This window comes from Kitasatospora cystarginea (genome assembly GCF_039533515.1).
Lineage (GTDB): Bacteria > Actinomycetota > Actinomycetes > Streptomycetales > Streptomycetaceae > Kitasatospora > Kitasatospora cystarginea.
Genome location: NZ_BAAATR010000007.1, coordinates 195624 through 220224, shown reverse-complemented (window position 1 = coordinate 220224; position 24601 = coordinate 195624). Strand labels below are relative to the sequence as shown.

At 73.2% G+C, this 24601-nt stretch carries 17 protein-coding genes; 4 read left to right on the top strand and 13 right to left on the bottom strand.

Annotated elements, in window-relative coordinates:
* Positions 1 to 13: 13 nt before the first annotated feature.
* Together ABD369_RS11140 and ABD369_RS11135 are read right to left on the bottom strand one after the other, a co-directional pair.
* Positions 14 to 3757 (bottom strand): SpoIIE family protein phosphatase, encoded by a 3744-nt coding sequence (locus ABD369_RS11140; RefSeq protein WP_344636192.1) that lies wholly within the window; start codon positions 3755 to 3757, stop codon positions 14 to 16.
* A gap of 558 nt (positions 3758 to 4315) precedes the next feature.
* Positions 4316 to 5257, bottom strand: a complete 942-nt coding sequence (locus tag ABD369_RS11135) for an ROK family protein (RefSeq protein ID WP_344636147.1) — start codon at positions 5255 to 5257, stop codon at positions 4316 to 4318.
* A 214-nt stretch (positions 5258 to 5471) separates the two neighbouring features.
* On the opposite strand from ABD369_RS11135, the gene ABD369_RS11130 reads away from it, so the two are divergent.
* Complete coding sequence (locus tag ABD369_RS11130) at positions 5472 to 6521, top strand: hypothetical protein (protein WP_344636146.1); 1050 nt, start codon at positions 5472 to 5474, stop codon at positions 6519 to 6521.
* Positions 6522 to 6800: 279 nt separating this feature from the next.
* On the opposite strand, the gene ABD369_RS11125 is transcribed toward ABD369_RS11130, so the two are convergent.
* Entirely contained in the window at positions 6801 to 7130 is a 330-nt protein-coding gene (locus ABD369_RS11125; RefSeq protein ID WP_344636145.1) for a hypothetical protein, read from the bottom strand.
* Positions 7131 to 7580: 450 nt separating this feature from the next.
* On the bottom strand, positions 7581 to 8165 hold the full coding sequence (locus ABD369_RS41095; RefSeq protein WP_425557581.1) for an SCO2400 family protein: 585 nt from the start codon (positions 8163 to 8165) through the stop codon (positions 7581 to 7583).
* A 361-nt stretch (positions 8166 to 8526) separates the two neighbouring features.
* On the opposite strand from ABD369_RS41095, the gene ABD369_RS11115 reads away from it, so the two are divergent.
* Positions 8527 to 9453: an AurF N-oxygenase family protein gene (locus ABD369_RS11115; RefSeq protein WP_344636143.1), complete on the top strand. Its 927-nt coding sequence runs from the start codon at positions 8527 to 8529 to the stop codon at positions 9451 to 9453.
* A gap of 43 nt (positions 9454 to 9496) precedes the next feature.
* On the opposite strand, the gene ABD369_RS11110 is transcribed toward ABD369_RS11115, so the two are convergent.
* The 5 genes from ABD369_RS11110 to ABD369_RS11090 all read right to left on the bottom strand — a co-directional run bounded on the left by ABD369_RS11110 (position 9497) and on the right by ABD369_RS11090 (position 18045).
* Positions 9497 to 10339, bottom strand: a complete 843-nt coding sequence (locus ABD369_RS11110; protein WP_344636142.1) for a C40 family peptidase — start codon at positions 10337 to 10339, stop codon at positions 9497 to 9499.
* Positions 10340 to 10774: 435 nt separating this feature from the next.
* Positions 10775 to 11164, bottom strand: coding sequence for a phosphopantetheine-binding protein (locus tag ABD369_RS11105; protein ID WP_344636141.1), 390 nt, complete (start codon positions 11162 to 11164; stop codon positions 10775 to 10777).
* Positions 11165 to 11401: 237 nt separating this feature from the next.
* Positions 11402 to 12976, bottom strand: coding sequence for an MFS transporter (locus ABD369_RS11100; RefSeq protein ID WP_344636140.1), 1575 nt, complete (start codon positions 12974 to 12976; stop codon positions 11402 to 11404).
* Positions 12977 to 13034: 58 nt separating this feature from the next.
* The gene (locus ABD369_RS11095) at positions 13035 to 17048 is read right to left on the bottom strand and encodes an nSTAND1 domain-containing NTPase (RefSeq protein WP_344636139.1); all 4014 of its coding nucleotides are present in this window, start codon (positions 17046 to 17048) and stop codon (positions 13035 to 13037) included.
* Between the two features lie 217 nt (positions 17049 to 17265).
* Positions 17266 to 18045: an SGNH/GDSL hydrolase family protein gene (locus tag ABD369_RS11090; protein ID WP_344636138.1), complete on the bottom strand. Its 780-nt coding sequence runs from the start codon at positions 18043 to 18045 to the stop codon at positions 17266 to 17268.
* Positions 18046 to 18401: 356 nt separating this feature from the next.
* On the opposite strand from ABD369_RS11090, the gene corA reads away from it, so the two are divergent.
* Positions 18402 to 19376, top strand: coding sequence for a magnesium/cobalt transporter CorA (corA, locus tag ABD369_RS11085; protein ID WP_344636137.1), 975 nt, complete (start codon positions 18402 to 18404; stop codon positions 19374 to 19376).
* Between the two features lie 459 nt (positions 19377 to 19835).
* Here the strand turns inward: corA and ABD369_RS11080 are convergent, their stop codons facing one another.
* Positions 19836 to 20444, bottom strand: coding sequence for a hypothetical protein (locus ABD369_RS11080; RefSeq protein ID WP_344636136.1), 609 nt, complete (start codon positions 20442 to 20444; stop codon positions 19836 to 19838).
* Positions 20445 to 20646: 202 nt separating this feature from the next.
* Between ABD369_RS11080 and ABD369_RS11075 the strand changes: the two genes are divergently transcribed.
* Positions 20647 to 21117 (top strand): hypothetical protein, encoded by a 471-nt coding sequence (locus tag ABD369_RS11075; RefSeq protein ID WP_344636135.1) that lies wholly within the window; start codon positions 20647 to 20649, stop codon positions 21115 to 21117.
* A gap of 454 nt (positions 21118 to 21571) precedes the next feature.
* Here the strand turns inward: ABD369_RS11075 and ABD369_RS11070 are convergent, their stop codons facing one another.
* From ABD369_RS11070 to ABD369_RS11060, 3 genes are all read right to left on the bottom strand, one after another.
* Positions 21572 to 23062 (bottom strand): M1 family metallopeptidase, encoded by a 1491-nt coding sequence (locus ABD369_RS11070; RefSeq protein ID WP_425557586.1) that lies wholly within the window; start codon positions 23060 to 23062, stop codon positions 21572 to 21574.
* A gap of 273 nt (positions 23063 to 23335) precedes the next feature.
* Complete coding sequence (locus ABD369_RS11065; RefSeq protein WP_344636133.1) at positions 23336 to 23803, bottom strand: YchJ family protein; 468 nt, start codon at positions 23801 to 23803, stop codon at positions 23336 to 23338.
* 43 nt (positions 23804 to 23846) lie between these two features.
* Entirely contained in the window at positions 23847 to 24515 is a 669-nt protein-coding gene (locus ABD369_RS11060; RefSeq protein ID WP_425557579.1) for a hypothetical protein, read from the bottom strand.
* Positions 24516 to 24601: the final 86 nt, after the last annotated feature.

Sequence of the window (24601 nt, the reverse complement as noted above, 5' to 3'; positions counted from 1 at the left end):
TGCCGCGCGGGCCTCAGCGCGGGCCGCCCGGGGGGATCTCCAGCTCGAACCAGACGACCTTGCCCTCGGCGGTGCTCCGGCTGCCCCAGCGGTGGGCGAGTTCGTTCACCAGGTGTATGCCGCGCCCGCCCTCGTCGGAGTCCCGCGCCCGGTGGATCCTCGGCGCGTGGCTGTCGATGTCGGAGACCTCCACCGTGAGGACCGCGTTGCGGAAGACCCGGACCTCGTTCGGCGCCCCGGCGTGCACCAGGGCATTGGTGATCAGCTCGCTGGTCAGCAGCTCGGCGAGGTCGATCAGCGCGGCGAGACCCCAGGACCTCAGGGTGTGGCGGATGAACCGTCGGGCGTGGCGGACCAGCGACGGATCGCCCACCAGCGGCAGCACGGCCAGCCGGTCCGCACCCACCGGCCGGGCCTGGGCCATGATCACCGCGATGTCGTCCCCCTGGACGGTGTCCGCGGTCAGCGCGGTGACCACGGCGTCGCAGCTCTGTTCCAGGGTGGGCCGCCGGTCGGCCACCGTGCGGCGCAGCAGTTCCATGCCCTCTTCCAGGTCCTGGCCCCGGCGCTCCACCAGGCCGTCGGTGTAGAGCACCAGGATGCCGTCCTCGGGCAGGGTGAAGTGCGTGGAGCTGAACGGCACCCCGCCGACCCCGAGCGGTGCGCCCGGTGGCAGCTCCAGCAGCCGGGCCGAACCCGGCGCCTCGGCCACCACCGGCGGCAGGTGCCCGGCTCCGGCCGCGATGCAGCTGCGGTCCAGCGGGTCGAAGACCACGCAGACGCAGGTCGCGAACTGCCCCTCGCCGATCGCCGTCGCGGCGTCGTCCAGCCGCCGCATCACCCGGGCGGGATCGAGGTCGATGGTGATCAGTGTCCTTGCCACAGTGCGGAGTTGGCCCATCGTCGCGGCGGCCCGGATGCCGTGGCCCATCACGTCGCCGACGATCAGCGCCACCCGTCCGCCGGACAGCGGCACCACGTCGAACCAGTCGCCGCCCACCTCGCTGATCACACTGCTCGGCTGGTACCGGTAGGCGATCTCCAGGCCCAGCGAGCGGTGCACCTCCTGCGGCAGCAGACTGCGCTGCAGGGTCAGCGCGGTGTCCCGTTCCCGCCGGTACAGCCGGGCGTTGTCGATACACACCGCCGCCCGGGCGGCCAGCTCCTCGGCCAGCGCCACGTCCGCGGCGGTGAACGGCTCCGGATTGCCCATCCGGACGAACTCCGCCCCGCCCAGCACCACCCCCCGGGCCAGCAGCGGCACCATGATGTACGAGTGCACGCCGGCCGCCAGGCTGGGCACCACCCGCTCGGGCGCCGCCACGATCCGGCGCAGCGCCTCCTCGTCCACCTCGGCCACCAGGATGGAGCGCCCGGTCCGCAGGCTCTGCGCGTACACCGTGGCGGACTGCGAGAGGCCGCCGACCGGATCCGAACTGTCGGCCATCGTCCCCGCCTCGGTCAGCTCGCCGTTCTTGCCGAGCTCACCGACGGCGACCGCGCGCAGCAGCACCGGACCGTCCATCGGCAGCGCGTCCGGCTCGTCCCCCTCCAGCACCGACTCCAGCAGGTCGACCGTGGTGAAGTCGGCGAACCGCGGCACCACCACCTTGACCAGCTCGTGCGCCGTGCGCTGGACGTCCAGGGTGGTCCCGATCCGGGTGCTGGCCTCGTTCAGCAGGGCGAGGCGCTGCTGCGCGGCGTGCGCCTCGTCCAGCGCCTGCTTGCGCAGCCGGGCCGCCTCGCGCTCCCGGTTGTAGAGCAGGGCGTTGTCGATCGACACCGCCGCGCGGGCGGCCAGCTCCCCGGCCAGCGCCAGGTCGTCCTCGGTGTAGCGGGCCTGGCTCCGGTGGCGGTAGAAGGCGGTCACGCCGACCGGTGAGCCCCTGGCGATCAGCGGCACCACCATGCACGAGCCGACCCCCTCCGCGGAGGCGGCTGCCAGCCGCTCGGGGTCGTCGGTGAACCAGCTCAGCGCGTCACCCTCGAGTGCCGGTATCAGCACTGGACGGCGGTGCGCCAGCGCCCAGGCGAACGGCGTGGACGGCGGGAACAGGTGTACGTCGCCGACCTGCGCGATCGGCTTCAGCCGGGAACCCGGTGTGGCGTGGAAGGCCATCCGGCGCAGCAGCGCCGAACGGTCGCCCGGGCTGGGCGTCACCGTCTCCTCGCCGCTCACCAGCGCCTCCAGCACCTCCACCACCACCGACTCGGCCAGCTCGGGGGTCGCCACCTCGGCCAACTCCCTTGCCGTCTGCGCGAGATCGAGTGTGGTGCCGATCTTCGCCGAGGCCCGGTTCACCAGCGCGAGGCGTGCCTGGGCCGCCTTCGCGGTGCGCAGCGCCTCCGCCCTGGCCAGTACCGTCTCGTGCTGCCGCTGGTAGAGCCGGGCGTTGTCGATGGACACCGCCGCCCGGGCGGCGAGCTCGTCGCCGAGCCTGGCGTCCTCGTCGTCCAGCGGGGCGTGCGAGCCGCGCCGCGAGTACACCACCATGCCCAGCACCGTGCCCCGGGCCACCAGCGGGGTGATCCGGACCGTCTGCGAGTGCTTGCCCCGGTAGGCCTGCAGCTGGTCGGGCGGCATGCCGGTGGTGAGCAGCGGCAGCTCCGAGGACGGAATCACCACGGTACGGCGGCCGGCCATCGCCCGCTCGTACGGCGAATCGGGCGGGAGGCGGTACACCGCCTCGGTGGGGAGGTACCGGATCGGGTACGACGGGTCGCAGGTGCCCACCGCCAGCCGGCGTACCAGCCGCACGTCCTTCTCGTGCTTCCGGGGCGTCCCGTACTCGTTCTTCTCCGGCCCGGACACCAGCCGTTCCAGCGCGAACACCGAGGCGACGTCCGCCACCCTGGGCACCATCGCGTCGACCAACTCCCTTGCGGTGCGCCGCAGATCGAGCGTGGTGCCGACCGATTCGCCCGCCTCGACCAGCGCCCTGAGCCGCTCCTGCGCCCGGGCGGCCCGCGACTCGGCGCGGTAGCGCGCGGTCACATCGACCACGGTGGAGCTGACCCCGAGGACCTCGCCGTCCGGCCGTTCCAGCCGGAAGTACGAGGCCGACCAGGCGTGGTCGTGTTCCGGGTCGGCGGGAGTGCGGCCGTGCGAGCGGGCATCGACCACCGGGTCGCCGCCCTCCAGCACCTGCCGCATCACCTCCTCGATCTCGGCGCCGTTGATCCCCGGCAGCACCTCGCTCAGTCGGCGGCCCAGGTGCCCCACCACCGACACCCCGTTCACCCGGGCCAGCGCCTCGTTGAGCCGGACGAAGCGCAGCTGCCGGTCGTACACCGCCATCCCCACCGGCGACTGGTTGAAGAACCCGTCCAGTACCGCGAGATCGGCCTGCAGCTGCTGCAGCACGGTCACGTCCGAGGCCACCGCGAGCACCAGCGGCCCGCCCTCGGGGCCCGCGATCGGATGGGTGCGGAACTCCAGGACCACGTGGTGGCCCTCGCGGTGCCGCACCGGGAAGACCCCGGACCACGGGCGCCCGTTCAGGATGCTGTCGAACAGGTCCAGCACCTCGGGCCGAAGCTCGTCGGGGACCAGCAACTCGGCGGCGTACCGGCCGATCGCCTCCTCGGCGGTGTAGCCGAGCAGCACCTCCGCGTCCGGACTCCAGTGCAGGATCCGGCCGTCGGCCGCGACCAGCGCGGTGGCGATCGGGACCGTCAGCAGGCCGTCGTGCGTCCGCTCCCCACCCGTGGAGCCGCGGTGGGGCGCCGCACCAGGTCCCTGCTCGTCGGTATGCATGGCCACGCAACCGTCCGGGGGTCAGTGAGTCAGCCCTGTCATCGTCCCATGGGGCTGTGCCGTCGCTCCACGCGAGATCGCTTCGCCCAGGGGCGGCCGGGTGGCGCCCGGCGGCCCGAGGGGAGCGGGGGAGCGCGGGCGGCGAACGGCGTCCGGCCGTTTGAACCCGGCGGCACGGGTTGCACCCTCCGGGACACCTGGCGACCCCTTCGATGAGGCGCGCGCTCGTTCGCGCGGTCCGCCGCGTCCCCGGAGGGTCTCGCGAGCCCGGGGCTGTTACTCGCCCGCTCGCCTCCGGGCGCTCTGGCCCGGTGCCGACAGTCTCCCCCAGCCTTGTCGGCTGGGAGGTGCCCCCTGCTCCCGCGCTCCCTCCTTCGTCGGTCGCTTCCTCGCTCCTCCCTTTCGGCACCGGCGCGCCGCCCCCGGCCTCCGGCCGGGGGTACCCGCCCCCAGCCTCCGGCCGGGGGTACCCGCCCCCAGCCTCCGGCCGGGGGTACCCCCGCGGCTCGGGGCGGGTGGAGGTGCCCGGCCCGCGGGGACCGGGCCGCCACCGTGCGCTCAGGCTCCGGCGGCCAGCGCCACCGCCGCCGCGCCGACCAGGCCGGCGTCCGTACCCAGCCGGGCCCGGTGCACCGTGAGGCCGGCAGCGAACGGGAGAGCCGCGTACGTCTTCAGGTGGGCCCGGAGCGGGTCGAACAGCAGGCCGTCGGCCTGGGCCACCCCGCCGCCGATCACCACCGCCTCGATCTCGACCAGCGTCGCCGTGGCCGCGATCGCGGCGGCCAGCGCCCGCCCCGCCCGCTCGTACGCGGCCCGCGCGCGGGGATCCCCGGCACGGGCGGCGGCGGCCACGGCGACCGCCGAGGTGTCCTGGCCGGCCGGGCGCCAGCCCGAGCGCAGTGCGTAGCGGGCGATGGCCGTACCGCTGGCCAGCTGCTCCACGCAGCCGCGACTGCCGCACGGGCAGGGATCGCCGTCGAGGTCGACGGTGATGTGCCCGATGTGACCCGCGTTCCCGGTGCGCCCGGTGTGGAGTCCGCCGTTCAGGACCAGGCCTCCGCCGACACCGGTGGACACCACCATGCACAGCGCGTTGTCGTACGGTCGCGCCGCGCCGAAACGGTGCTCGGCGGCCGCGATGGCGATGCCGTCCCCGGCCAGTACCACCGGCAGGCCCCTGGCGGCGGGGTGGGCTGACAGTCGCTCCACGATCGGGAAGCCGCGCCAGCCGGGGATGTTGACCGGGCTGACGGTGCCTCGGCCGATGTCCACCGGACCGGCGCTGCCCACGCCCAGCGCCCGCACCTCGGCCCAGCCCGGTGCGGTGGCCAGCTCGTCCAGGGCGTCCAGCACCGCGCCGAGCACGGTCTCCCCGTCGGAGGCGGCCGGGGTCGGCCGTTGAGTACGCGTCAGCAGGGTGCCGGCACTGCCGACCAGCGCCGCAGCGATCTTGGTACCGCCGATGTCGATGGCTGCGATCGGGGCTGCGCCGGTGTCCACGTCTCTCTCCTCCCGGGGCGCGGGCCGGGTGCCGCGCTGTGCCGATTCTGGCATCTGCCGTCCAGGGGGAGGGGTCACGGGTGCGCCGCCGATCGGCCAGGCGTTCGCGAAGCTGCCGCTCCGGCAGCCCACATCGTGGGGCCGCGCCCGTACGCGGGGGCGTGGATGGTGCCGCTGAGGCGTGCCGGGATGGTGGGGCGGGTAGGCGGAGGACATGGGAACGTCCTTCCGCAGGTTCCGCCGGCACGGCCGGGACGGCGCCGAGCCGTCGGGTCCGCCCACGCGCGACGGCCGGCCGGACGCCGGGACGCCGGGGACGGCCGAGCCCGACGAGGCCGCGGCGGCCGGGAACCCGGCGCAGGCCGGAGGCCCCGGAGCGGCCGGAACACCGCCGGAGGGGCGGAGGGCGGAGCCCGACGAGGCCGCGGCGGTCGAGGAGCTGTCCGCGCTGGCCGAGGAGATGGAGCGACCTCCGGCGGAGGTGCCCCCTGCGGCCCGGGAGCGGTGGTACCGGCGCAGAGGGGCTGAGCGGGCCACCGCGCTGGTCCGTTCGGTGGCGCGGATGCTCGGGCACGGCGGCCTCGCGGCGGCCAGGGGCGCGGGCGAGGGCGGCCGGTTGCTGTCCGAGCGGCTGCTGCAGGCGGCGCCGCGCATCCCGGTACGGGACCTCGCGACACTGCGCGCCCACCACCCGGACGCCGTCGGGCCCGAGGACCTGGCCGACCGGCTGGTCGCCGGGGCGTGCCGGGCGTCGGCCGCCGTGGGGGCGAGTGTCGGCGCGGTGGCCATGCTGCCGGTGCCGCCCGCGATGGCGGCGGAGATCGCCTCCGAGACGCTGGCGGTCGCGGCGGTGGAGGTCAAACTGATCGCCGAACTGCACCAGGTCTACGGCCAGCCCGCCGTCGGCAGCGCCACGCAGCGCGGCACCGAGTACGTCGCCGCCTGGGCGAACCGCCGGGGCATCGAGCCGTCCGCGCTGATCGGCCCGGCCGGGCTCGCGGCGGTGGCGATCGGCGCGGAGGTGCGGCAGAAGCTGCGCAAGCGGCTGGCCCGCGGCACCCTGCACCGGCTGCCGTCGTTGACGCCGCTGCTGGTCGGCGCGGGGCTGGGCGCTGCGGTGAACCGGCGGGACACCCGCAGGCTGGCCGACCAGGTCAGGGTCGACCTGCGCCGCCGTGGGCCGGTCGACCCTGACTACTGGGAGGCCGCGGCCCCCGTCCTCGGGTCGCGCCGTCCGGAGATCCCGGACCAGTCGGCCCGCTGAACGCAAGCGCCTCGGAAGGCCTGGCGAGCCCTTCCGGCGCGGGCTCAGGCCATGGGCCGTCCGTAGACCCGGGAGCCCGCCTGGGTGAGCAGGGCGTCGCGCTTGGCGAAGTAGCCCGGGCTTATGCATCGGCGTGGGATGACGCCAGCAGCGGAGCAGGCGGTCCGGACCCCACGGAGGGATGGCAGCGGCAGAAGGCGGCCCGGCTCGTGAGCTGCTCCTCCACCGTGTCGGAGGGGAGCAGCTCACGAGCCGGGTGGGCCGTCAGGACTGGTGGGCCTACTCGGCTGTGCGCAACTGGGCCAGCTCCGCCTCCAGAGCCTCGATCCGGGCCTCCAACTGCTGCTTGTCCCGTACGGCGTCCGCGTAGCCCTCCTTGTGGCGCTTGGCGATGTGGCTGAGCGTGTCGACGCGGTCGGCGAAGGCGTCCCGTTCGGCGGCGATCGGTTGGACGACGTGCTCGGCGACGGTGGCCGCGATCCAGTCCGCCCAGTTGCTGATGTGCTGGGCGCCTCCCGGACCGTGGAGTTGGGCGTCCTGCAGACCGCTGAGCATGGCGGGGCGAATGGTGTCGGCGATCCGCTGGGCAACGGCGGTCTGCTCGCTCACGGCGTCTCCTTCTTCAGTGGTCGGACGGGTTCGGTGGTCGGACGGGCCGGCCGTCGCGGTCGACGGTCTCCTGGGCACCATTGTGAAGGCCGAGGCAGTCGTCGTGGCCGCCGGCTGCGGGCACGGGGTCCGCGTCCTTGGCGGGTACGACGGTCGCCGGGGTACGGTCCACGGCTGCGGTGGCGTGCGCGGGCAGTGTTCGCGGGCGTGAGACGGCTACGGACCGCACCGACCGAGCCGCGCGTACGCATGGCCGGGTTCCCGGCCTACCGCGCGCGTGCTGGCCCGTTCCCCGTCGCCAGAGATGGCCGACGGGCACCGAACGGTCGGCGCGGGGGCACTCGCCTGATTACCGGCTCGTCGCCCCGGAACGGCCTGCAGGGACGGCGGAGAGGGTGGCGACTGCTACGGGCGGAGGAGCGGGTGCGGCCAACGGGAGGCGGGCCCGGCTCAGCTGCACCAGAAGAGGAAGTGGGTACAGGTCGGTGACGGCGACGGCGCGGGTTTCGTCGGTCGAGGGGTCGTGGACGGCCTCGGTGCGGTCGTCGAGGAGGCGGTCGCCGCCGAGACGGTGGGGACGGGTGCCGAGCTGGACGGGGGGCCGCTCGGCCGTGAGTGGGCTCTGGACCTGGTCGCTCCGGCCGACGGCGAGGTGCTGGGGGTGATCGGCGACGGAGCGGGCGGCGCCGTCTGGAGGGCCACCTCCGGTCCGTGGTCCTCGGCGGCGGGTGTGGGGGCCGGCCCGGTCGGCCCGCCGGACTGCGGCGGGGTCAGTGCCAGCACGCCCGCGCCGCCGAGGGCCAGCGTCACCGCCGTGACGGCGAGCAGCCGCCCCCGACGCCGGGATCTGCGTCTGCTGCGCCGGTTGCGGCGAGCCTCCGCCGGCCCGGGCAGCGGGTCGGTGACGGGGCCCGGGTGGTCCGCTGGTCCGGGCGTGGATCCGGCGAAGGGGGCTTCGGCGGAGGCCGGCGCACCGCAGCCGGGACAGGACAGCGCACCGTTGAGGTGGCGGCGGCAGGGTGCGCAGTAGTCCATCGTCGTCTTTCCAAGCTCTGTGCTCTGTTCGGTGCGTTCCGGCGCTCTGTCCCGCCGTTCTGTCTCGCGCCTCGGACGCGATCCGCGTCCAGGAGACAGTAGGCACGGCACCCGATCGACCGACAGGTGCCAGATGTGAGGCTTTGGGAGAGACCCCATGGTGGTGGCGGCGCTGCTGGTGGGCAGCCGAGCGGGCGAACACACGGAAAGCCCCTCGAGCGGACCGGCGCAGCAGCCCTGTGCCCCGCGGGCGCGGGCGTCTGCTGCCACCGCTATTGACGCAACGTCTAATAGTCTCTAGCTTCGGGAAGGAGAGGCTTGCCAGGCCGGCCGCCCCTCGTGAGCCGAGGAGGAGTTGCCCATGACCGTGACCCAGCGCAGCCGCGCGGGCGCCGAGCAGCAGGTGCGGGACCGCCGGCGTACGGCCGAGCGCCTGCTCGCCTCCTCCGCCAAGCTCTCCTTCGACCCGCTCAAGGACGTCGACTGGTCCGCCGCTCCGCTGCCCGGGCGCTACTACTGCCCGCCGAGGCACCTCTCGCTCTACGGCACCGAGCTGTGGGAGGGGCTGTCGGAGGAGCAGCGGATCGAGCTCAGCAAGCACGAGGTGGCCAGCATCGCCAGCGTGGGCATCTGGTTCGAGGAGATCCTGATGCAGATGCTGCTGCGCCACGCCTTCGACCGGGACCCCACCACCGCGCATGTGCAGTACGCGCTGACGGAGATAGCCGACGAGTGCCGGCACTCGGTGATGTTCGCCAGGATGATCTCGTGGATGGGCGCACCCGCCTACGGGCCCGGCCGGCTCTCGCACGAGCTCGGACGCTTCTTCAAGGCCACCTCGACGCACAGCCAGACCTTCGGCGGCACCATGTACGTCGAGGAGATCCTGGACGCCTTCCAGCGCGAGATCATGAACGACGAGTCGCTGCAGCCGCTGACCCGCCAGGTCTCCCGGATCCATGTGATCGAGGAGTCCCGGCACATCAGCTACGCCCGCGAGGAGCTCCGGCGGGGGCACCTCGGCCCGGTCCGGCGCCGCTGGGAGCAACTGTTCATCGGCCTGATCATCCTTCGGGCGACCAAGAGTCTGATCCACCCCCGGGTCTACGCCGCCGTCGGCATCGACCCGAACGTCGGGCGCGACGCCGCCCGAGCCAACCCGCACTGGCGGGCCGTCAAGACCGGGATGGCGTCCAAGGTGATCGGAGTGCTGGACCGGGCGGGGTTGGTCGGGCGGACGAACCGCTGGCTGCTGCGCCGCGCGGGCGTGCTGGCCCCGGCCGGCTGAACAGCCGGGACGCTCCGGGGGGTCGGCGTGGTGGGCGGTTGGCTCAGCCGCAGGCCGGGACGCCGTCGAGCCAGTAGCCGCCCCGGAGATAGATGTTGGTGATCCACGCCCGGTAGTCCGGCAGGAACGACCAGGCGTCGTTGGTGATCCCCTCGGCCGTCACGCTCTGGGCGTGCTTCTGGCACTCCACCCGCACGGTGGTCGGGCCGGCGAAGGCGTACACCCGGGCGCTCTCCATCGCGGGCCGGGCGTGCGTCCACACCCCGGTGCCCCAGGTGCTCACCAGCGGGCCCCGCACCGGTCCCGGGTCGATCCGCACGGCCCCGAACAGCTCGCCGCCCAGCCGCAGGTCGTTGACCGCGACATGGGTGCCGGACTGCCGGGCCTCGACCGTCCTCCCGGCGCCCAGGTAGACGGCGATGTGATGGAGGCCGGCCGAACTCCCGTACGCGATCAGGTCTCCGGGCAGCAGCGAGCCGGGGATCTGGTCGGGGGTGAGGCGCTGGGCCGCGTGGACGGTGTGGAACTGCTGGTCGGCCGAGCCGTCGAGGACGTCCTGGCCGACCGCCTGGGCGTACGCGTACCGGACCAGCCCCGAGCAGTCGAACCCCAGCCGCTCGGCGTCGTGGTCGCTCGCCGGGTCCACCCCGTCCGGATGGCCGTAGGTGGGACCGGGCCGGGCGCCGTGCCCACCGCCCCAGGTGTACCAGGTGCCGATCTGCGAGCAGGCTGCCCGGACGGCGCCCTCGGCGGCGGCCGAGGCACCGGGGGCGAGGACGTCGCAGACCGGGTCGGCGGCGGTCGCGATGCCGGCGGGCGCCGGGCCGAAGGCGACGGCGAGGGCGAGGGCTGTCGCGACGGCGGCTGACGCGAGGCGGAATCCCATGGTTGTGCTCGGCTTTCTCGGTGACGGACGCGGCTACCACACCGGGGCGGGGGGTCACACGGCGTGCCGGGTAGGCCGGTTGAGGTCCTCGGTGAATCCCGACCCACAGGTGGACCTGGGCCCACGAGCCTCCCGTCCCGGTGGACGGTCCGGTTGGCCGATTTGCTCGCGGGCCCCGGTTGGGGTCGGCCCGGCGGAGCGCGGCGGAGCCGGCGGAGCCCCTGCGGGCTCCGGCGGGCCGATGGCTTGAGCGTTCCGCATCGGAGGGGTGAAAGGCCAGCAGGCGGCCGTCTCCCAACTCGCCGGGATACGGGAAACGTTCGGGAAACGACCGGTGCGCCGACGGACCGCGAAACCCCGCACCGCCGTACGGCTGGGGCGGCGCCGCCCCGCCCGGCGGTCGCAACGGCCGGACCGGGCGGGGCCGGTGCGACCTCAGCCGATGGCCTCGCGGGCGAGAGCGGCCACGCGTTCCAGGGTCGGCTCACCGAGGATCCGGGCCAGTTCTCCCATGAAGGCGTCCTCCTGCGCCGGTGTCAGCACCTCGCGGCAGACGGCAGCGAGCATGGCGAGCAGGGACAGCGAGGTACCGCCGAGGTGGTAGAAGTCGGCCTGGGCGTCCAGCCGCGAGCGCTCCACACCGAGAGTGCGCGCCCAGATCCCGGCCACCGTCTCCTCGACCGGATCCAGCGCGGCGGACGGCTCCGCCCCGCGCTCCGCGGCGGCCGGCCGGTCACCGAACGGGTCGGGCAGCGCCTTGGTGTCCACCTTCCCGCTCACCGTGTACGGCAGTTCCGGCACCACCACGGTGGCGGCGGGGACCATTTAGGAGGGCAGCACCGAGGTCAGGTTTGGTCGGCGAGCGGCCGTAGTTGGGTCCGTCGGCACCTGCGGTTCGAAGGGGATCCGGCGCGCCTCCGCGCTCGGCCGTATCGGACGCTATGACCTTGATCCAGCTTTGGGCATCCCCTATTTCCCTTTGCGGAACCCCTGTTCTTCGCGTGTGGAACACAGGCTGTAAGTTTCCCAATCTGCGTGTTGTCAAAGAAGACTGATCTAGCATCAGGGAATCGTCAATTTTTCCGACAGGGCGTCAGTCGCAGGCGTTCCGGCTGGTTTCGCAGCGGCGTCCGGGAGGTGGCGCAGCAGCCGGCCGGCCCCCAGTGCTGCCCCGGCCATCAGGACCAGGCCCACGAGCGCCGCCAGGTGCATCCCGTCCGTGAACGCCGACCGGGCGGCGGTGAGCAGCTCGTCACCCGCCCGGCCCGGCAGCTGTGCCGCCACGGTGACGGCGCTGCCGAGCGTTTCGTGCGCCGCCCGCGCCGCTCCGCCCGGCAGGTGGGCCGGCAGCGCGCTGTCCAGCCGTGAGCGGTAGACCGCCGCGCCGGCCGCGCCGAGCACGGCGATGCCCAGCGAGCTGCCCAGTTCGGTCGCGGTCTCGGAAGCGGCGGCGGCAGCACCGGCCTGCTCGGCGGGGGCGGCCGAGAGCGCCAGGTCGGCGGTGAGCGTCGTGGTTCCGACGGTGCCCGCGCAGAGTACGCCCGCCGCCGTGAGCACCAGGGCCAGCGGCGAGTGGGGCTCGACCCGGGTCATCAGTGCGAAGCCGGCCCCGCCGACCAGGAACCCGCCGGTCACCAGGTGGGCCAGTCGGACCCGGCCGGACAGCGCGGAACAGGCGCCGACTGCCACGCCCACCCCGAGGCTCGGGGCCAGCGCCCAGAGTGAGGCGGTAAGCGGATCCATGCCCTTGACCAGCTGCAGGTACTGCGAGGTGAAGAGGCTGAAGCCCATCATGGCGAACATGGCGACGGTGTTGACCGTGACAGCCCCGCTGAAGGCTTCGATCCGGAACAGGCCCAGGTCGACGAGCGGGTGCGCGGTGGTGCGCTGCCGGTGGATGAAGAGGCCGCCGAGCGCGATCCCGGCCACGAGCAGCAGAGCGGGGAGCGGGCTCCAGCCCTCGACCGCCAGCGTCTTGACGCCGTAGACGAGCGGCAGCAGCGAGGCCGTCGACAGCCCGGCGCCGAGCAGGTCGAAGTCGCCGCGCCGCGGGGCGCGGTACTCGGGGAGCAGGGACGGACCGGTGAGCAGCAGCAGCGCCATCACCGGAACGGACAGCAGGAAGGCCGAGCTCCACCGGAAGTGCTCCAGCATCAGCCCGCCGGCCACCGGGCCCAGTGCGGCGCCGCCGGTGATCGCGGCGGTCCAGGCGGCGATGGCCCTCTGGCGCTGTCTCGGGTCCTGGAACATGTTCCGGATCAGCGCCAGGGTCGAGGGCATCAGGGTGGCGCCGGTGACGCCGAGCAGGGCGCGGGCGGCGATCAGCTGGACCGCCCCGCCGGAGTACGCGGCGAGCAGGGAGGCGGCGGCGAAGCCGGCCGCGCCGCAGAGCAGCAGCCGGCGGCGGCCGATCCGGTCGCCGAGCGCTCCCATGGGTATCAGCAGCCCGGCCAGCAGCAGTGAGTAGCTGTCCATGATCCATAGCTGCTGGGTGCCGCTCGGTCGCAGATCGGCGCTGATGAACGGCACGGCGAAGAAGAGCACTCCCATGTCCATCGAGAGGACCAGGGACGGGAGCAGGAGGACGAGGAGCCCCATCCAGGCGCGACGGTCCGCGCGGGCGTTGGTGGCGGTCATGCCAGTTGATGGTACGTACGTTTTAGACGCTTGTATAGATGTGGCTCCCGCTACCCGGTCACGACCCGGTGCACCCGCCGTCGTCCGGCTGGTCCGGGAGCAGGCGGGCCCACCGGGCCCGGTCCACCGGCCCGACCAGGGCGCAGACGGCCGCGGCGCGCCGGCCCGGATCGGTGTTCCACAGTCGGACCGCGCCGTCGTTGCCGCTGCTGGCCAGGGTCAGCCCGTCCGGGCTGAACGCGACCCCCCAGACCGCGCTGGTGTGGCCGGTGAGAACCGCGATGCTCTGGTGGGCCACGGTGTCCCACAGGCGTACGGTCGCGTCGTTGCCGCTGCTTGCCAGGGTGCGCCCGTCCCGGTTGAAGGCCAGGCCGCGCACCGAACCGGTGTGCCCCGTCAGGGTGGTGACGGCCAGTCCGGTCGCGGTGTCCCACAGGCGTACGGTCGCGTCGTTGCCGCTGCTTGCCAGGGTGCGCCCGTCGGGGTTGTAGGCCAGGCCGCGCACCGAACCGGTGTGCCCGGTCAGCGTCCCCGCCAGCCGGGCGCCGGCCACCTCCCAGAGGCTGATCGTCAGATCGTCGCTGCCGCTCGCCAGCACCCGTCCGTCCGGGCTGAACGCGAGCGCGTTGACGAAGTCGGTGTGCCCGGTGAGCACCGCGATCGACCGCTGCTCCCGGACGTCCCAGATCCGCACCGTGCGGTCCTCGCCCGCCGAGGCGAGAAGCCGTCCGTCCGGACTGAACGCGACTGCGAGCACCGACCCTTGATGACCCGTGAGTACGGCCAGCGGCTGCCCGCGATCGAGGTCCCAGAGCCGGACCGTGCGGTCGGCGCCGCCCGAGGCGGCCAGCGTGCCGTCCGGGCTCGCCGCCACCGTGAACACCGAGCCCTGGTGACCGGTGAGCGAGTGCAGCAGGCGGTGCGAGCCGGCGTCCCAGACGCACACCGTGTGATCCGTCCCGGCGGTGATCATCCGCCGGCCGTCCGGACCGAAGGCCACCTTCCACACCTCGGTGAACGGACGGGGCACCACTGCGGCCGTCGCCGGGTCCCACAGCACCACCGACTGGTCGAAGCCCGCGGTGGCCACCTGCCCGCGCGTACTCACCGCGACCCCCTGGACGTAGTCGGTGTGCCCGGTCAGCATTCCGACCGTCCGCAGACTCGGCACGTCCCACAGCCGCACCGTGCCGTCGCCGCCGGCGCTGACCACCGTGCTGCCGTCCGGGGTGAAGGCGACCGCGTTGACGTCGTCGGTGTGGCCGGTCAAGGTGGCGGTGTTCTGCAGGCCGCCCACGTCCCAGAGCCGCACCGTGCGGTCGGCGCTGCCGGAGGCCAGGGTCCGCCCGTCCGGGCTGAAGGCCAGGCCGAGGACATCGTCGGCATGGCCGAAGAGCGTGGCGATCGGACTGTCCGTCACGGTGTCCCACAGCCGCACCGTACGGTCGGCGCCGGCCGAGGCCAGGATGTGCCCGTCCGGGCTGAACGCGACCGCGTCGAGATCATCGGTGTGACCGGTGAGGACGGCGATGCTCCGGTGGCTTCCGGTGTCCCAGAGCCGGACCGCGTGGTCCGCGTCCGCCGACGCCAGCACCCGCCCGTCCGGATTGAACGCCACCGCACGGGCGCCGCCGCCGTGACCGGCCAGAGTGGCGGACGGCTGCCGGGAGGCGACATCCCACAGCCGCACCGTGTCGTCCGAAGCGGCGGAGGCCACCGAGGCGCCGTCCGGACTGAACGCCACCGAGCGCACCCGGCCCCGATGCCCCGTGAGAGTCGCCACCAGGGTGCGCCGCGAAGCGTCCCACAGCTTCACCGCGTCGTCCGAACCGCCGGACACCAGCAGCCCGCCGTCCGGCGCGAAGGCGACCGCGTTCACCGGACCGGTGTGGCCGAGCAGCCGGCCCTGGAACGGCTGCGCCTGGGTACTCAGGAGCGCACCACGCGCCTCCACGGTCGGTGAACTCCGGTACGCCGCACGGGCCAGCAGCATCGCCGCCTCGGGACGGCCCACCGCCAGCGCCGCCGAACGGGCCGCCATCGCCCGTGACTGCGCCTGGCGTCGCTGCGCCAGGGCGCCCGACCGCTGCTGGAACGCGAGCGCCCCGGCGAGCAGGGTCAGCACCAGCAGCGCACCGAGGGTGGCCACCATCCGCCGCTGGCGGCGGGACTGCCGAGCGGTCGCCTGCCGCTGGGCGTCCTCGGCAGCCGTGCTCGCGGTGAGGAACTCGGTCTCGGCCTGGCCGAGTTCGGCCCGCCGACCGCCGTCCTCGGCCCAGTCGTGGGCCGCTGCCAGCTTGGTGCCCCGGTAGAGCAGAGCGGGGTCCTGCCCCGCGCGGGTCCACTCGGCGGAGGCCTCGGCCAGTTGCTGGCGGCCCAGCAGCGCGGTGCGGTCGACCTGGATCCAGCGCCGCAGCCGGGGCCAGGCCCGCAGCAGCGCCTCATGGGTGATCTCCACCGTTTCGCGGTCCGCCGTCACCAGCCGGGCCCGGACGAAGGCGTCCAGCACCGCCGCCGCATCCTCCGGATCGGCCGACTGTCCCAGCAGCCGGTCGCGTTCGGCTCGCGACCGGGTCTCCTCGCCACCTTCGCGCAGGTGCACCAGCCGCACCAACAGGCGGCGCGCGACCTTCTGTTGGGACGGTGTGAGTCGGGTGAACACGTCTTCGGCGGTCCTGGCCACCGCACCGTGGATCCCGCCGCTGCGCAGATAGCCGTCGACGGTCATCACCCGGCCCTGGCGCTGCTGCCAGGTGGCGCGCAGCGCGTGCGAGAGCAGCGGCAGGGCGCCCGGGTGCGGGCCGGGCCCGGTGCCGCCTCCCAGGTCGTCCGGGCTGCCGAGGTCCCGCAGCAACAGTTCGACCAGGCCCGGTTCCAGGACCAGGCCGACCTGTTCGGCGGGGCGGGTGATCGAGGCACGCAGCTCGGCGGCGTTCATCGGGGGCAGAGCGAGTGAGCCGTGGGTGAACACCGGGGCCAGTTCGGGGTGTTCGAGGCACCGCCCGCAGAAGTCGGCGCGCACGCCGAGCAGGACGGCTACCGGCAGCTGGGTGGGTGGCGGAAGGGTAGGCGGTAGCTGGGCGGGCGGTCCGACGGTTGCGGGGAGGGGCGGGGGAACCGCCAGGGCGTGCAGCAGGCGGACGAAGGCGCGCCGCTCGGTCTCGTCCGGGCAGAGGGTGAAGGTCTCCTCGAACTGGTCCATCACCAGCACCAGCCCGCCCGGTGCCCCACCGCCCGTCGCCTCCGGCCCGGCGGCCGGCCCCTGCCAGGCGCGGCCGAGTGCGGTGCGGATCGTCCCGGCCGCCTCCTCCGGGGAGTCGCGAACCTGAGTAACCGTCAACTGCGGTACCACGCCGCCGAGAGCCGACTCCAGGGCCCGCAGCAGCGCGGCGATCGGACGGGCGGTCGGCGTGCCCGTCACGACCGGCCAGTCGGCGCAGTCGGGGCGGCCGCCGGCCGGCCGGGGCCCGCCGAGCGCGGTGCCCTCGCGCTGAGGTCCGACGAGCGGCCCATCGCGCAGTGCGCCGTCCCGCAGTGCGCCGTCCCCCAGCGCGGGCAGCAGACCCGCCATCAGAAGTGAGGACTTGCCCGCGCCGGAGGGCGCCACGAGCGCGACCGGGCCGTGGCCGATCCGTTCGGCGAGCCGGTCCAGCAGTGCGGTGGTGACCGCCTCCCGGCCGAAGAACCAGCGGGCCTCGCGCGAGCCGAACGCCGCCAGCCCGGGGTACGGGCACTCGGGCCGGACGGTGTCCGACTCCGCCGCCCGCGACTGCGGTCGGCCCGGAGCCGGGACCGCCGTCCGGGCTGCGGCCGCGCCCACCAGCCGGAGCAGTACGCCGCCGCTCCGCAGGGCCTCGTCGCAGCGGCGGGCCACGTCGGGGGTGGCCGGCTTGGTGCCGTTCTCGATCTTGCTGAGATAGCCCTTGCTGTAGTGGATCAGCCGGGCCAGCTCGCTCAGCGAGACCTGCCGCGCTGCCCGCAACTCCCTCAGCCGGGCGCCGAACTCGCACTCCGCGCCTGTCGGTCCGGCCTGCGCCGTACCGTTCCCGCCCGCCTCCGGTCCCCGCTCCATACGTACCCCTGCGGTCCTCGCCCGGACCCGTCCGCCGATCGGGTCCTCGGTGTGGCACCGTCAGACTACGTTCGGTAGTCGTCGCCGGGAGAACCTGCGCGGGCATCAACCACCCCCGGGGAGTGGCGCTGTTGGAAGGTCGGCCCGTTCGGGGGAAGGAGTCGAGGGGATTCGTCGTACGTCCAGTCGGCAATCGGCAGTATGTGCTGACTGTGGGTCAGAGCGGCAGCAGGTCAGGGCGCTTGGCCTCGATGTGGTCACCCGAGGACTCACCGCGCAGCCGCCGGCCGACCCAGGGGAGCAGGAACTCGCGGGCCCACTGGATGTTCTCCCGGCGGAGGTCGGCCGGGGACGGGGTCGGCTGGTAGGGCCACGGCGCCTCGGGGTCGTCCACCGCGAGGCCGAGGGCACGGGCGGCGAGCAGGGCGACGCGCTGGTGCCCCTCCGGGGAGAGGTGCAGGCGGTCCTCGCTCCAGGCGCGGCGGTCGTGCACCGCGCGCAGCGACCAGAGGTCGGCGACCCGGCAGCCGTTGCGGTCGGCGATCGCCCGCAGGTGTGCGTTGTAGGTCGCGATCTTGCCACGGAGCATTCCGAACACCGGGACGCCGCGGGTGTCGAAGCCGGTGCAGATCAGCAGGGTGTCCACGTGCTCGCGCAGTTCCACCACCGCGGCCTCGAAGCGCGCCGCGATGTCGTCCGGGTCACTGCCCGGCCGAAGGATGTCGTTCCCTCCCGCGCACAGGGTCACCAGGTCGGGCGCGATCCGCCGGACCTGCGGAACCTGCTCGGCGACGATCTGGTCGAGCAGCCGTCCCCGGACGGCGAGGTTGGCGTAGCGGAAGTCGCTGTCGGGGCGGCGCGCGGCCAGCATTCCGGCGAGACGGTCCGCCCAACCGGCGAACTGGCCGTCCGGGCCTGGGTCGTTGAGGCCCTCGGTGAAGCTGTCCCCGAGGGCTGCGTAGGAGCTGAGGTCAAGGGTCTCCTGGTAGTCAGCCATGACTGCAATAGTTCACTGCATGAAGTGACCTACGCCACCGTAGGTGACCCTGTACGGGGCGTGATCTCGACCACGCCCCTTCCGGTCCGTGAAAACGCACTCGCGCGGGGGCGGGAACGCTGCCCGACGGGCCGGCCCGCTCGACCCGGCCGGGCAGCAGATCGAGTGCCCGGCACCGACTCAGTCACCCGAAGCGATGGCACGGCATCGCGATGCGCACGTAGGCACCTGCGGTTCAATCGCCGCACTCCACATCGCAGTGATCTTCCTCCGGCTGAAGCCGCGGTCCGTAGGGCACTGCCGGTCCGGACGGGGTCGCCGTCAGGTGCGAATGGAGCGTCGTTACGCTGTCCGCCATGGCTAGAACCCGACTGTACCGAAGCGGCAACCTGATACTCGAGGACTTCCCTGCAGAGGACATCTCCGAGTACGTCTCCGACCCCTCGGCGATGGTGTGGCTCGATCTGTGCGCACCGACGCCCGCCGACTTCGAGATGATCAGTGAGGAATTCGGCCTGCACGCTCTGGCGGTCGAGGACGCCCGGCACGACCACCAGCGCCCGAAACTGGACTGCTACCGCACCCACTCGTTCCTCAGCGCCTACGCCGTGACCACCAACGCCGGGAGCGGGGAGCTCAGCGCGACGGAGATCTCGGTCTTCATCACAGACAACGCGCTGATCACCATCCACAAGGACGACTCGTTCGACGTCGAGCAGGTGGTCGCTCGCTGGGACAGCAACCCCGACCTGGCCAAGCACGGCGTGGGCTTCTTGGTCCACGGACTCCTCGACGTCCTGGTGGACGGCCACTTCGACGCCGTGCAGGAGTTGGACGACCGGATAGAGGAGGTCGAGGACATCCTCTTCGAGGACGGCAGCCGGGAGATCGAGTCGGTCCAGCGCAGGTCCTTCGAACTGCGTAAGAGCCTGGTGAAGCTGCGCCGGGTCGTCCTGCCGATGCGCGAGGTCGTGAACACCTTGCTCCGCCGCGACCTGCACATCGTCCACGAGCCGCTGATGCCCTACTTCCAGGACGTCTACGACCACGTCCTGCGCGCCACCGAGTGGACCGAATCCCTGCGGGACATGATCACCTCTGTCATGGAGACCAACCTCACCATCCAGAGCAACCGAATGAATCTGATCATGAAGAAGGTGACCAGCTGGGCGTCGATCATCGCGGTGCCCACCGCCATCACCGGCTTCTACGGACAGAACGTCCCGTACCCGGGTTTCAACGCCGAATGGGGCTTCGTCGCCTCGACCGCACTGATGGTGGTCCTGTCCATCGGCCTGTACATCAGCTTCAAGCGGCGGGACTGGATCTGAACCGCCCGCTCCACCGAACCGGACGACCGGGCGTACGTCGTCGTTCCCGTGCTCGCTGGGACGCCCCGCTCGCCGTCGGTCGGCCGACGGGTGCACGGCACTTGGGCTGGTGCAGGCCGGCCCAGCGGCCGCGGGCGTCTCCGCGCGGCGCTGCGAGCTGTGAGGTGAGCAGCAGCTCCGACGAGCCACGGGTGATCTCACTCAGCAGCTCAGGCGGCGCCGACAGCAGGTCCTGTCCGTGCCCGTCCCGGAACTCGTCGAGCCGCCGGCAGACCGCCACGTCCACACGCTGCTCCGCGTACTGGCGCAGCATCACCCCGGCCCGTCGCGAGCTGAGCCGCGCCGATCCTCCCGGGCTCACTGCCTGCCGTGATCGGGAACCGCTCTGCCCGCACACCGAACGGCTGCCCTTCTGCGCCGTAGGCCGGCGCACGCCGAGGCATCCTGTGGGGCTGGGTATCAGTGCGGGAGCGCCTGGTAGAGGCCGCGGCCGGTGCGCTGGGCCTTGGACGCCTTTACCGCCCGCTCGAGGCTGGTGCGTACGGCGTTGACACCGGCGGGGGTGGTCTCACGGCCCAGGGCCTCGGCGACCTGTGCGGCCCGGACCGGTTCCTTCACCTCGGCCAGGTAGGCCAGGACACCGGTGGACAGCCCCGGGGCGCGCTTGCGTGCCGGGACCGGCTCCGACGTAGCGGTCGTGGCCGCCCTCGCCGAGGCCTTGCGGCGCGGTGCAGTCCGCGACTTGGCCGGGGAGACGGCCTTCTTGCGGGCGGTGGCCGGCCTGTGTCCGGACGCTGCCGCTGCGTCCGCGGTGGCCTGCTCGCCGTCCGGTTCCGCTGCCGGTACCGCCGGCGGCGGGGCGTGGTCGGCCGTCCCACCCTCGGACGACGGGACGGCGGAAAACGCCTGCAGGGCGCGCAGTGCGTCCCGCGCCGCCTCCAACCGGCCGCTGACGGCGGCCAGTTCCGCCTCCAGTCGCTGCTGGTGCTGCTCGAGCTCAGGAAGCTCGGCACGCAGGGCGGCGATGGTGGACGTCACGCTGATGTGGGTGTCTGCGTTGTGTGCCAAGGGTGCTCCTCTTGGTGTCCCGGACGCGACCGGCCGCATGGGTTACGGTCAAACTGTACGGTGAAAACGGGCAGTTCGTCCCTGTAATGCTCGAATGCCAACCTCCAGGGCTGGATGCGTCGTGGTTGACGGCGTGTGGTGCCCGCCCATCAGTTGCCGCAGTTCCCGGGGCGGGGCCGCAGCCGGGTCCCGGGTCATCGGAGTGGGCATCGCGACGGGCACGCGGCGGTGTCAGGCTCTCCACCGGTCCCGTAGGGCGCGCGGCAGGGAGGCGCTCCACCATTTCCGCGGTCCCGCCCTGGCCGAGTTCTTCCGGGCCCAGGCCGCCTCCCCGGCGCACGCCTTCTGCCACTTCGACATCGCCGCGACCCGTCTGGCGCCCATCGGAGCCTGGATGTTCCACCGCGCCCGGATGCGCCACCCGCTCGGCCGCCACGACGGCGTCGCCTCCGCACAGCGTGCGCACGGCGACGAAACCCTGCTGCGCGCCGCGGCCCAACCCGGCATCCGACCACTGCTCTACGAGCCACGCGCCGTGGCGAACCCGTTCTGCACCACGCTGCGCCCGGTCATCGGCGTTCGCCCGCACCTGGAGGCGCCGCTTCGCCTGGCCCTCGGGCGGGCCGCCCGCCGACCGGTCGGCCCGGAGCAACTCGCCGAGGCCACCCGGTGACGCCCGCCGTACCGCTCGCGCTGCTCGGGCTGGTCGACGCGGCGTTCAGCGGCTTCCGCGCATACGCCGGCCGCGACGCCCGCATCCGCAAACACCGAGCCACCGCCCGAGCCGCCCTGCGCGGGCTGATCGTCGGGGCCGTCCTGCTGCTCGCCCCCGCCCTGACCGCCGCCCTCCTGTTGCTGAGCGCGTCCGACCAGTCCAGGACGTACGACGCCCTGGCCTCCGGCGGCCTCGGCTACCTGCTGCCGCTCACCGTCTACGCCACCGCCGTACTGCTCTCGCTGGCCGTCTACTTCCTCCTGCCGTTCCGCGCCAGCACCCTCGCGATGGTCGTCGGCCTCGGCCCGCTGACCCTGCTGCGCCCGGTCGCCATCGCCGCCGCCTGCCTCGGCGACGGTGCGGCCCGCCCGGACCGCGGTCCGGCCGGGCCGTCAGCGGTGCGCCGGGATGCTCAGTTCCGGTCCTGGCCGTGGATGTCGTTGGTCGCCTCGATCTGCTTCCAGGAGCGCGGTTCCTTGACGGAACCCTTGGCCGCCGCCGCGGGCTTCGCCAAGGCGGCCGTCGAGGCGGCCGGCTTGGCGGCGGTGTAGAGCCAGGTCTGGAACAGGTCGCCCAGCTTCTTGCCGGAGATGCGTTCCGCCAGCGCCTGGAAGTCCGCGACGGTCGCGTTGCCGTAGCGGTGCTCGGCCGGCCAGGCCCGCAGGATCTGGAAGAACCTGTCGTCGCCGACCGCGTTCCGCAGCGCCTGGATGGCAGCCGCGCCCCGGTCGTAGACCGCGGGGTGGAACTGGTTGGCCGGGCCCGGGTCGCCGGGCTTGACGGTCCAGAACGGATCGTCCGCCGGGTGGGTGGCGTAGAGGTAGTCGGCCAACTCCTGGGCGGTGCCCTCGCCCTCGTGCTCGGACCAGAGCCACTGGGCGTACCGGGCGAAGCCCTCGTTCAGCCAGATGTCGCTCCAGCGCTTGAGCGAGACGCTGTCGCCGTACCACTGGTGGGCCAGCTCGTGGACGACCACCGAGGGGTTGGCGCCACCCGCGAACTGCGCTGGGCTGTAGAAGACGCGGGTCTGGGTCTCCAGCGCGAAGTGGGTGTTCACATTGGGGACGTAGCCGCCGAGCGCGCTGAACGGGTACGGGCCGAAGATGCCGCTCAGCCAGTCGGCCAGCTCGCCGGTGCGCTCCACGCTGGCCCGGGCGGAGCCGTCGTTGTCGCCGAGGTCCCTGCTGTAGGCGTTGATGACGGGAAGCCCGCCGGAACTGGTCTGCGTGGTGACGTCGAACCTGCCGATCGCGAGGGTGGCCAGGTAGGTCGCCTGCGGTTTGTTCTCACGCCAGTTGTAGCGGGTCCAGCCCAACTGGGAGGAGGACGAGGTGAGTACACCGTTGCTGATCGCCTGGGTGCCTTCCGGCACCAGGACGGAGACGTCGAAGGTGGCCTTGTCCGAAGGGTGGTCGTTGCTGGGGAACCACCACCAGGCCGACTCCGGCTCTCCGGCGGCCACTCCGCCGTCCGGGGTGCGCAGCCAGGCGGTGAAGCCGTAGCGGGAGACCTTGGACGGCACGCCCGAGTAGCGCACCACCACCGTGGCGTTGGAGCCCTTGGCCAGCGGAGTGGCCGGCGTGATCTCCAACTCCTGCTCGCCGGTGGCGGAGAACTTCGCGGGGTGGCCGTTGACCAGCACCTCGCTGACGTCCAGGGCGAAGTCCAAGTTGAAGCGGGAGAGGTCCTGGGTGGCGGTGGTGAGCAGGGTCGCGGTGCCCTGCAGTTCGTCCGTCGAGGGCTGGTACTTCAGCCGCAGGTCGTAGTGGGACACGGTATAGCCGCCGTTGCCGTACGTCGGGTAGTACGGGTCGCCGATGCCTGGATCGCCGGGCGTCGGGGCGGCGGCCGACGCGGGGTTCGCCAGGAGCAGCAGCGCGGCGCTCACGGCTGGGATGATCATCCTCTTGCGCACGGATCCTCCGGTGCGTTGGGTGGACGGGATCCTGACGGTAAGTCGGATCCATCTCCCGTCGTGGCAGGGTTCACGCGTGCCGTTATGAAATGTTCATGCGGAGCAACGGGGGGTCGTACAGGGTTGACCGGCCGCCATCCGGCTCAGTCGTCGGCAGGTCGACTCACGGTCCGTCGGCCGGTCGGACTCACGACTCGTCAGCCGACCGGGCCGTAGGGTCCGTCGTTTTGCAGGCGCAGGGTCCGCAGGGCCTATGACCCGTCAGTCGACCACTCCGTCGAGGTAGACCCAGGCGCCGTCCACCCGGACGAAGCGGCTCAGCTCCTCCATCACGCCCTCCTCCCGTCCCTCCGCGTAGTGCGCGCGGAACCGGACCGTCCCCTCGCTGTGGAACGGGCCGCCGTCGGAGGTCGCCAGGATCTCCAGCCGCACCCAGCGCAGTCGCGCGTCGAGATCGAGCCGTGCGGGCCGGGTGTCCGGGTGCCAGCTGCGCAGCAGGTATGCCTCGTCCCGGACGGCGAACGCGCTGAACCGCGAGCGCATCAGCGCCTCCGCCGTGGTGGCCACCGCCTCGCCCCGGTGCAGCCGACCACAGCACTCCCCGTACGGGGCGGGCAGGCCGCAGGGGCAGGGCGAGGTGCTGGAGGCCACCGGGGAGGCGGCCGCCGCGGACCTGGCCGAGGGCTTGGCGGCGGACCTGGCCGCGGACTTCGAGCTGCGTCGGGACATGGCCCCCATTCTGCCCGGTCGCGACACCCGCCAGTGACGGCCGTCAGGCCGTGCGCTCGCCCTCCGGCGCGGAGGCCCAGGTCCAGGTGGCAGGCCGGGGGCGGTCCGGGAGGTCGGCCCGGCCGGTCGACCAGAGCAGGGCGCGCCAGCGGTCCCCGTCCGCCGGGGCACCCGGGAACAGGCGCGCCAGCACCCGGTCGCACAGGTCGGCGGGCGGTGTCCAGGCCAGGCCCAGGCCCTCGGCCATGTCGTGTGCATGGAGCAGCGTCTCGGCCACCCCCATCGCCGCGAAGCCCTCCGGATCGGCGATCCCCCGGCTGTGGTACGCCCGGACCTGCGGCGAGGTCGTCGCCACCATGGCCGCCAGCAGTGCCGCGCCGGCCTCGAGCACCTGGAGCAGCCCGGCCAGGCCGGCCGCGCGGTCGGCGAAGACGGAGTTCCGCGGGCCGCCCGGGCGCTCCCTCGCGCAGCGGAACGGGACATAGCCGTCCAGCGGGGGAGCGGTGGGACCGAGCTGTGCCGCGTAGGAGAACAGGTCGTCGGCCAGGTGCTCGGCGGTCTCCCAACAGTCCCAGTCCAGCGAGCCCGCCTTGACGGACCAGCCCTGCTCCGCCTCGGGTCCGCGGCGCAGCACGGTCAGCGCGAGGCTCATGGCGAGTCGGACGTCGGAAGCGGTGACGGGCTGTCGGGCGGATCGATCGAGTTGCGTCATGCGGCCGACCGTACCAACCGCGCATGACACTCGGTCATCTGTCCGCCCCCGCACAGCCACTCCACCGTTCGGGCCGGCGACTTACC

Excerpts from the sequence above, each read along its gene's own strand:
- ABD369_RS11140 (WP_344636192.1), bottom strand. The coding sequence starts at position 3,757 with ATGCATACCGACGAGCAGGGACCTGGTGCGGCGCCCCACCGCGGCTCC.
- ABD369_RS11130 (WP_344636146.1), top strand. The coding sequence starts at position 5,472 with ATGGGAACGTCCTTCCGCAGGTTCCGCCGGCACGGCCGGGACGGCGCC.
- ABD369_RS41095 (WP_425557581.1), bottom strand. The coding sequence starts at position 8,165 with ATGGACTACTGCGCACCCTGCCGCCGCCACCTCAACGGTGCGCTGTCC.
- ABD369_RS11115 (WP_344636143.1), top strand. The coding sequence starts at position 8,527 with ATGACCGTGACCCAGCGCAGCCGCGCGGGCGCCGAGCAGCAGGTGCGG.
- ABD369_RS11110 (WP_344636142.1), bottom strand. The coding sequence starts at position 10,339 with ATGGGATTCCGCCTCGCGTCAGCCGCCGTCGCGACAGCCCTCGCCCTC.
- ABD369_RS11105 (WP_344636141.1), bottom strand. The coding sequence starts at position 11,164 with ATGGTCCCCGCCGCCACCGTGGTGGTGCCGGAACTGCCGTACACGGTG.
- ABD369_RS11100 (WP_344636140.1), bottom strand. The coding sequence starts at position 12,976 with ATGACCGCCACCAACGCCCGCGCGGACCGTCGCGCCTGGATGGGGCTC.
- ABD369_RS11095 (WP_344636139.1), bottom strand. The coding sequence starts at position 17,048 with ATGGAGCGGGGACCGGAGGCGGGCGGGAACGGTACGGCGCAGGCCGGA.
- ABD369_RS11090 (WP_344636138.1), bottom strand. The coding sequence starts at position 18,045 with ATGGCTGACTACCAGGAGACCCTTGACCTCAGCTCCTACGCAGCCCTC.
- corA (WP_344636137.1), top strand. The coding sequence starts at position 18,402 with ATGGCTAGAACCCGACTGTACCGAAGCGGCAACCTGATACTCGAGGAC.
- ABD369_RS11070 (WP_425557586.1), bottom strand. The coding sequence starts at position 23,062 with ATGATCATCCCAGCCGTGAGCGCCGCGCTGCTGCTCCTGGCGAACCCC.
- ABD369_RS11065 (WP_344636133.1), bottom strand. The coding sequence starts at position 23,803 with ATGTCCCGACGCAGCTCGAAGTCCGCGGCCAGGTCCGCCGCCAAGCCC.
- ABD369_RS11060 (WP_425557579.1), bottom strand. The coding sequence starts at position 24,515 with ATGACGCAACTCGATCGATCCGCCCGACAGCCCGTCACCGCTTCCGAC.